The sequence below is a fragment of the Caulobacter sp. S45 genome (assembly GCF_903642205.1).
In the GTDB taxonomy this organism is placed as follows: Bacteria; Pseudomonadota; Alphaproteobacteria; order Caulobacterales; family Caulobacteraceae; genus CAHJWH01.
The window spans coordinates 1-8,048 of sequence record NZ_CAHJWH010000145.1 but is presented as its reverse complement, the minus strand read 5'-3'; the positions used below and the strand labels follow the sequence as shown (position 1 = coordinate 8,048).

At 69.2% G+C, this 8,048-nt stretch carries 8 protein-coding genes; 3 read left to right on the top strand and 5 right to left on the bottom strand.

All coding sequences use genetic code 11. The features are described from left to right. The 4 genes from HUV06_RS12955 to HUV06_RS12940 all read right to left on the bottom strand — a co-directional run. On the bottom strand, positions 1-551 hold a 551-nt coding region (locus HUV06_RS12955), incomplete at its 3' end, for a phosphatase PAP2 family protein (protein ID WP_174301679.1). Between the two features lie 238 nt (positions 552-789). Further along, positions 790-2,949, bottom strand: coding sequence for a methylmalonyl-CoA mutase (gene scpA / locus HUV06_RS12950; protein ID WP_174301678.1), 2,160 nt, complete (start codon positions 2,947-2,949; stop codon positions 790-792). Next, positions 2,949-3,353, bottom strand: coding sequence for a hypothetical protein (locus HUV06_RS12945; protein ID WP_174301677.1), 405 nt, complete (start codon positions 3,351-3,353; stop codon positions 2,949-2,951). Before HUV06_RS12945 ends, scpA begins: the two co-directional genes overlap by 1 nt. Further along, complete coding sequence (locus HUV06_RS12940; protein ID WP_174301676.1) at positions 3,350-4,804, bottom strand: methylmalonyl-CoA mutase family protein; 1,455 nt, start codon at positions 4,802-4,804, stop codon at positions 3,350-3,352. The genes HUV06_RS12945 and HUV06_RS12940 overlap by 4 nt, the downstream gene beginning before the upstream one ends. Before the next feature lie 157 nt (positions 4,805-4,961). Between HUV06_RS12940 and xseA the strand changes: the two genes are divergently transcribed. The 3 genes from xseA to HUV06_RS12925 all read left to right on the top strand — a co-directional run bounded on the left by xseA (position 4,962) and on the right by HUV06_RS12925 (position 7,425). Beyond that, positions 4,962-6,464: an exodeoxyribonuclease VII large subunit gene (xseA, locus tag HUV06_RS12935; RefSeq protein ID WP_174301675.1), complete on the top strand. Its 1,503-nt coding sequence runs from the start codon at positions 4,962-4,964 to the stop codon at positions 6,462-6,464. 62 nt (positions 6,465-6,526) lie between these two features. Continuing rightward, positions 6,527-6,745 (top strand): DUF2093 domain-containing protein, encoded by a 219-nt coding sequence (locus tag HUV06_RS12930; RefSeq protein ID WP_174301674.1) that lies wholly within the window; start codon positions 6,527-6,529, stop codon positions 6,743-6,745. A 113-nt stretch (positions 6,746-6,858) separates the two neighbouring features. Continuing rightward, entirely contained in the window at positions 6,859-7,425 is a 567-nt protein-coding gene (locus HUV06_RS12925; RefSeq protein WP_174301673.1) for a response regulator, read from the top strand. A 244-nt stretch (positions 7,426-7,669) separates the two neighbouring features. On the opposite strand, the gene HUV06_RS12920 is transcribed toward HUV06_RS12925, so the two are convergent. Then, positions 7,670-8,005, bottom strand: a complete 336-nt coding sequence (locus tag HUV06_RS12920; protein ID WP_256430072.1) for a Spy/CpxP family protein refolding chaperone — start codon at positions 8,003-8,005, stop codon at positions 7,670-7,672. Positions 8,006-8,048 lie beyond the last annotated feature (43 nt).

Below are 8,048 nucleotides of genomic sequence, written 5' to 3'. Positions count from 1 at the left end.
CGCGTCTGGATCTCCGACAGCATGAGCCCGATGGTCAGGTAGATGGCCGCCGAAATCATGGCGTGCCCACTTGGGAAGCTGGCGTTGGAGACCATGGCCAGGTGCGGCACCAGCTCCGGCCGCGGCCGGTGCAGCATGGACTTCAGGCTCGCATTGAGAAGGGAGGCCCCTACCGCCGACGCCGCCAGCCAGGCCGACTCAGCCCTGCGGCCGACCAGCAGCAGGAAGAGCAGCGTCGCCCCGCCGAGCAGCCACTGCAGGGTGAACCCGCCGAGCGCGCTCAGGTCGATGGCGGACTGCAGCAGCCATGCAGGGCCCACCGGCTGGTCAAGGTGGCCGGGCCTGCGCAAGGCCAGCAGCAGCTCGTCGTCCAGGCGGAAGGCGCCGCCGTGGGCGATGGCGTCGATGATGGCCCCGACTAGCCCCAAGCCGCCGGCGGCCAGAACCGCCAGCACCGGCCAAAGCCACCGCACCGTTTGAACGCTGACCGGCGGGGGCGCCCAGGTTTCCTCCACGTCCGGTCTGGAGCCTTTTGGATCGTTCTGCGCCACGCCGCCTCCTGCCGCCCGAGAAAGCCGCCTGGGCGACACGCAACCCGCGTTCATGTTGCAGATGAGCGGGTGAGGCTTGGCGTCTGCCGGCGGCTTCTGGGCACGGGGGTGTTCGGCGTGGCCGTCGAGACCGCCTGGTCTTGGCGAACGGCATAGGCGCCTCCCCTGAGGCGAATGTCGAGCAGCCTGACAGGAGGTCTGCCTTCTTGTTCATGATCCAATCCGACGCTTGGGACGGTTAGGCCGCCTGCTGGCTGTAGCCGAGCCGGGCGTTCAGCTGCTCCAGGAGCTTGATCGCAGCTTCTGCGATCACCGTGCCGGGCGGGAATATCGCCGCCGCGCCCGCGTCCAGCAGGGCCTGGAAGTCCGAGGGCGGAATCACGCCACCCACCACAACCATGATGTCCCCGCGGCCCGCGGCCGCCAGCTCCGCCTTCAGCTCAGGCACCAGCGTCAGATGCCCGGCGGCAAGCGAGGAGGCGCCCACCGCATGCACCCCCGCGGCGATCGCATCCCGCGCCGTCTCCGCGGGCGTCTGGAACAGCGGCCCGATCTCCACCTGGAAGCCGAGGTCGGAGAAGGCCGACGCCACGACCTTCTGGCCGCGGTCGTGGCCGTCCTGGCCCATCTTGGCGATCATGATCCGCGGGGCGCCGCCATCGGCATGGCGGAAGGCCTCGACCATGGAGCGGGCGCGATTGATGGTGACGTCGTTCGCGCCGGCCTCGCGCAGGTAGACGCCCTTGATGGCGCGCACCTCCGCCTTGTGGCGGCCGAAGACCTTCTCCAGCGCGTCGCTGATCTCGCCCACGGTCGCCTTGGCGCGGGCGGCCTCCACCGACAGTTCGAGCAGGTTGGCGCCGCCCGCTGCCCCGTTGGTCAGCGCCTCAAGCTTGCGGTTGACCTCGATCCCGTCGCGCTCGGCGCGCAGGCGCTGCAGCTTCTCGACCTGCTGGCGGCGAACGGCCGAGTTGTCCACCTTCAGCATCGGGATGACCTCCTCGGTCTCCGGCTTGTACCGGTTGACGCCCACCACCGTCTGCCGGCCGGAGTCGATGCGCGCCTGGGTGCGCGCGGCGACCTCCTCGATGCGCAGCTTCGGCACGCCCGCCTCGATCGCCTTGGCCATGCCGCCGAGCGTCTCCACCTCGGCAATTTGCTCCAGGGCGCGAGTGGCCAGCTCTTGGGTCAGCCGCTCCACGTAGAAGGAGCCTCCCCACGGGTCGATGGTGCGGGTAAGTCCGCTCTCGGTCTGCAGGAACAGCTGGGTGTTGCGGGCGATGCGGGCGGAGAAGTCGGTGGGGAGCGCCAGGGCCTCGTCGAGGCTGTTGGTGTGCAGCGACTGGGTCTGCCCGTTCGCCGCCGCCATCGCCTCCACGCAGGTGCGGGTGACGTTGTTGAACACGTCCTGCGCCGCCAGCGACCAGCCGGAGGTCTGGGAGTGGGTGCGAAGCGACAGCGAGCGCTCATCCTTCGGATCGAACGGGCGCATCAGCTTGGCCCAGAGGAGCCTCGCCGCCCGCATCTTGGCCACCTCCATGAAGTAGTTCATGCCCACCGCCCAGAAGAAGGACAGGCGTGGGGCGAAGGCGTCCACCTTCATGCCGGCGGCGACGCCCGCGCGCACGTACTCGATCCCGTCGGCGAGCGTATAGGCTAGCTCAAGGTCGGCGGAAGCGCCGGCCTCCTGCATGTGGTAGCCGCTGATGGAGATGGAGTTGAACTTGGGCGTCTCCTTCGCGGTGTAGGCGAAGATGTCTGCGATGATCCGCATGCTCGGCGTCGGCGGGTAGATGTAGGTGTTCCTGACCATGAACTCCTTGAGCACATCGTTCTGGATCGTGCCGGTGAGCTTGGCGTGGGGCACGCCCTGTTCCTCCGCCGCGGCGATGTAGAGCGCCAGCACGGGCAGCACCGCGCCGTTCATGGTCATCGACACGCTCATCCGGTCGAGCGGGATGCCGCTGAACAGCGTCCGCATGTCGTAGATGCTGTCCACCGCCACGCCGGCCATGCCGACATCGCCGGTCACCCGCGGATTGTCGCTGTCGTACCCTCTGTGGGTGGCGAGGTCGAAGGCGATGGACAGCCCCTTCTGCCCCGCCGCGAGGTTCCGCCGGTAGAAGGCGTTGGACTCCTCGGCCGTGGAGAAGCCGGCGTACTGGCGGATGGTCCACGGGTTGGTGACGTACATGGTTGGGTAGGGGCCGCGGACGAACGGCGGGAGGCCCGGGTAGCCGCGGAGGAAGTCCAACCCGCCCGTGTCGGCGGCGGAGTAGGCGGGTTTCACCCGAATGCCCTCGGGCGTGTCCCAGCCAACCGCAGCGGCTGGCGGCGCGCCTTCGTCGAAGGTTGGAAGGTCGTAGGAGATCTGGGTGAAGTCCGGAAAGCGCACCATCAGGCGTCCTCCTCGTCATCGTCAGGGAGTCCGAGATCGGCGTCGAGCAGGGCCAGCCAGTCGGGGTTGTCGCCCGCCACCTCCTCCACGTCTTCGGTGAAGGCGACGGCCGTGCGGCCGTCGGGCAGCAACAAGCCCAGCACCTGCAGTTCCTGACCGTCGTCCGTCTCGTGAGACTCGGCCTGGACGATCAGGGCGGCGAACTCCTCGTCCGCGTCCTCGTCGTACCAGATGACCGGCTGGGGCAGCGGCTCCTCGAACACCACCGCGTTCACCGTGTCGGCCAGGGCGAAAACTGCCGCATGTGCGTCCACGTCCACCTGGCGCGCGACGCGTCCTGAGAAGATGGCCGCGGCCTTCCAGGTCTGCCCCGTGAAGCCGGACATGGCGTCGTCCGTCTTCAAGCCGCCGCTCCCGGCGCACCTTCGAAAGCTTCCGCCGCCCGCCAGGGCGACAGGGGAGGGCAGGCGCTGTCCCCGCCCGCCAAGCCTATCTGAGGAGCGGGTTTGGCGACATCGGCCGGATCGTACGTCTCGACCGCGACGGGCGCCTCGTCGGGATTGCGGAACACGGTGACCCCGATCAGCTGGCGAGCCCCGGAGGCGAGATCGGCGATCATGGCGGTGCGCGCCGTCTCCACCCAGCCGGAGATCAGGCTGGACCTGAGAGCCTGCGCCAAGCCGCCCGCGGCCTCGATCTGCTGGAACAGGGCCCAGGCGGCGCGGGCGAGCTGGTCTGTCTGGGTCTCGAGGAACCAAGCCCCTCCGGCAGGGTCGGCGACGCGGGCCAGGCCGCTTTCCTCCATCAGCACCAGTTGGGCGTTGCGGGCCTGACGGCGGGCGAAGGGAGTGGGGTGGCCAAGCGGCTGGGTGAAGGGCTCCAACACGATGGCGTCGGCGCCCCCCACCGCCGCACCGAACCCCGCTGCGGTCAGCCGGAGCAGGTTCACCCAGGGATCGAGCCTGGACAGCATTCGGCGGGAGCTTCGCGCCTCGACCCGCGCAGGCGCAGTGGCCCCCAGAGCCGCACACAGCCGGCTCCAGAGCCCACGCGCAGCTCGCAACTTGGCCAGGGTGATGAAGTATTCTCCATCGGCGGCCAGGCCCAGGGTGATGAGCTTGGGAACTTCGGCCAGCGGGACGCCTGCCTCGTTCAGCGCACGCAGATAGGCGGCGGCGGCGGCGAGCATCACGGCGAGTTCCTGCGCCTCCGCGCCCCCGGCCTCGTGCGTCACGGCGCCGCTGGCCAGGAAGGCGGTGGCGTCGGGATAGGTGTCGCGGAGCTCTGCAGCCAGGGTCGCGGCCTGCGCCAGGTGGGCTTCGATCGGCCCGGGGCTCGCGCCCGCCCGCGCGAAGGCGCTCAGCGGATCGAGGTGTAGGGCGAGCTGGGCCCTGGGCGCAGACTTGGCCGCCGCATGTAGCCACTGCGCCGCCTGCACGCCCAGGAAGCCGGCGTCGAGCGCCACGGGGGCCAGCTCGATCTCCACCCCTGTCAGAACACGGGCCATGTCTTCGGCTGAAGCGACTGCGACACCATCTCTCCCGGTCGGATCGACACGCAGCAGCAGCGAGTTGGCGCCGTTCTCCAGATCCTGCAGGGCGTCGGCGTTGGCCCTCGCCGGATCGGCGGTATCGAGCACGGTGCGCACGTCCCAGCGCCCCTCGCCCTGGCTGCGCGTGACGGAGAAGCGGACGCTGTCCGGTTGGTGCGGCGAGGCGGTGTAGAGCGGCTCGACCGGCAGTCCGTCGTAGCCGCTACGGGTCAGGGTGTCGGGCGAGGCGCCCTTCAGCGTCTTCTCCACCAGGGCGACCCAGGCCTCGTGGCTGGGTATGGGAAAGTCGGCGGCGAGCGGCATTACATCCAAGAGGCAGGTCCAGCTGTCGGGATTTGCGTCGACCACATACTCCCCCAGGCCTCAGGTCAAGCGGCGCGGCCTACGGAGCTCGTCCTCGCTGCACGCGTCGCGCCCGGTATCGCACCGGCGTCGGCGAACGCCTACCTTGCCCTGCATGATGCCGCCTGATTCCACGCTGGCCGAGCCCGGCAACGCTCCGGCCTATTCCGTCTCGGAGCTGGCTTTCGCGCTCAGGCGCACGCTGGAGGACGCCTACGGCTTCGTGCGTCTGCGTGGCGAGATCTCGAAGGTCACGCGGCACGCCTCCGGCCACGTCTATCTGACGTTGAAGGACGACAAGGCCTGCATCGACGGCGTCGTTTGGAAGGGCTCCGTGCGGGCCCTGAAGGCGCAGCCGGAGCAGGGCCTGGAAGTGATCGCCACCGGGCGCATCACGACCTATCCTGCACGCTCATCATACCAGATGGTGATCGAGTCGCTGGAGCCCGCCGGAGTCGGGGCCCTTCTGGCGCAGCTCGAACGGCTGAAGGTCAGGCTGAGGGGCGAAGGATTGTTCGAGGCGGGGCGCAAGCGGCCGCTTCCGCCGCATCCGGCGGTGATCGGGGTGGTGACCAGCCCGACGGGCGCAGTGATCCGCGACATCCTGCATCGCCTCGCCGACCGCTGGCCCTGCCACGTGGTGGTCTGGCCGGTGGTGGTCCAGGGCGAGCAGGCTGCCGCGCAGGTCGCCGGCGCAATCGCCGGCTTCAATGGCTTGTCATGCGACGGCCCGGTCCCCAGGCCGGACCTGCTGATCGTGGCGCGGGGGGGCGGTTCCATCGAGGACCTCTGGCCCTTCAACGACGAGGCCCTCGCCCGCGCCGTCGTCGCCAGCGCCCTGCCGCTGATTTCCGCTGTCGGCCACGAGACCGACACGACCCTGATCGACCTCGTTTCTGACCGACGGGCGCCGACCCCGACGGCCGCCGCTGAAATGGCCACGCCGGTGCTCAGTGACCTGCGTGCCCTGGTGCTCGATTATGGCCGTCGCACTTATCGCTGCACCCATCACGGTCTGGAGACCCGGCGGACCCGCCTTGCCGGCGCGGCGCGGGGACTGCCTCGGCCTGCAGACCTGCTTGCGGTGGCCAGCCAGCGCTACGACCTGGCGGCTGGACGGTTGACAGCGGCTCTGGAGCGCAACGCCTCGGCGCACGAGCGCGCCCTCACCCGCGCCTCGGCGCGGCTCACGCCAGCCCTCCTGCAGGCGCCGACCCGCGCCAAGGCGGAGCGGCTCGCCAACCTCGCCGTGCGGCTGGGCGTCGCGGGATCGCGCCTGCCGGAGGCGGCGACCCGGCGCGCACGCCTTCCCGAACTCGGCCAGCGGGCGGATGCAGCGGTGCGGCGTCGTCTCTCCCGCGCAGCCGAGCGCCTGGGTCACCTGGACCAGATGCGCGCCTCGCTCGACCCCGACCGGCCCCTCAACCTCGGCTTCGCCCGGGTGCACCGGAGCGACGGGCGGTTGGCCCGCTCGGGCGCGGAGCTCAGCCCCGGAGAGGCGCTGTCGCTCGTGTTCGCGGACAGGACGCCGGTGGCCGCTCACGTCGACGGGGCAGCGGCCTGGCCGGCCCGTCCCGCGCGGCGACCGGCGCCTGCACTGGCGCAAGGGGACCTGTTCTGAGGGCCCGCTCAGACCGCCTGCAGGCGCTTCCACCGGTGCGGGTTAAGCCCTAAGACCGTTTGATGAACGCCCTCGATCGCGACATGGCCGGAGCGGCGCTGCTTCACTATGGTGATGGCGAGTATACGGTGCTGAAGCCTGGCGCCTACGTCGCCTGCGCCATGTCGGGTCAGCGTTTGCCCCTGGACTCCCTGCGCTATTGGAGCGTCGAGCGTCAGGAGCCCTATGCCGGTGCGCGGGAGGCCTTGCAGCGGATGGTCGTGCCGATGCGTCCAAGTTGACGCAGTGTAGCGTGGCCGAGGTATTGTAAATCATTCTTAAACGCGCGCTTGAGATGCTGGTGCGGTAGCTGGATCGAGTATCACGCCACGTCCCGGAAGGTGGACCGCTCTGAATGGCGACGGGTCTTGAAGCCCTGAGCGTTTTGCTCGCTGACGACAACCCGCACATGCGCGAGATCGTCAGCGTGCTGCTCAGCAATTACGGGATCAAGCAGATACGCGCCGTCCATGACGGCGCTCAGGCGCTCAGCTTATTGCGCGCGTGGCAACCGGACTTGGCTATCGTCGACTTCAAGATGGACCCGGTGGACGGCGTCGAGTTCACCCGCCAAATCCGCAACGCGCCTGAGAGCCGCAACCCCTATCTTCCGATCATCATGATGACCGGTCATTCCGCCCGCTCGAAGGTCTACGAGGCGCGGGACGCCGGCGTGACCGAGTTCGTGGTCAAGCCAGTGAACGCCCGCACCCTGCTCGACCGGATCATGGCGGTAATCTACCGGCCAAGGCCGTTCGTGCGGACCACGACCTATTTCGGACCGGACCGCCGTCGTCGGGCGGACCCGAACTTCTCTGGCCCCTTCCGCCGCATCTCCGACGAGGGTCAGGGTCAGGGGCATGGGCTGGCGCACGGCTCCGACGATGCGCTCGGCGAGGCGGCCCACGACATCCTGATCTGAGGCCACCTCATCTAGAAGCTCAGACTCTGAGTCGTGGTGATCGTCACACATGGTTCGGGACGTGGGCGCGACGTCCGACGCGGATACGATCTCACCGGCGAGACCACAGCCTTCCCCTATGACGATCCCCGCTTCCGGCATCCTGAGGAGTTTCGACCTGGCCTTCGTCATCCTGGCCAAGGCGCTTGGACCCTCCGCCTGAGTGGCTACATCTTGGCTGGTGCTTCAAAGAGATGATCACCGTTCAGGGCGCTGGCGGGACCAGCCTTGTCCCCGCGGGCGGCAGACGGAGGAGTTGGGGACTTCCGGCGTCCACGGACGCGTTCGCCCGCAGGGGTGAGGAGGGCGTCGGCAGCCGGGTCACCTCGTCGAAGATGCGACGCTGGTCCGGCGACAGCACGGCGTAGAAGGCCTCTGTCGCCGAGGCCTGCTGTTCGAACGATTGCTGTTGGGCTTGCATCTGGCTGCGCAGGGCGTCCAGGCGCTGCGGCGTGGTCATGGCGTTCAGCTGGGCCGCCTGGGACGCGGAGTGGGCGGCGTCCGCCTGCCGCTCGGCCGGGCGTCCTTGTAGGCTCGCCAGGCGGGATGCTGGCTGAGTTCGAGCTGCAGGATGGAGGGCAGCG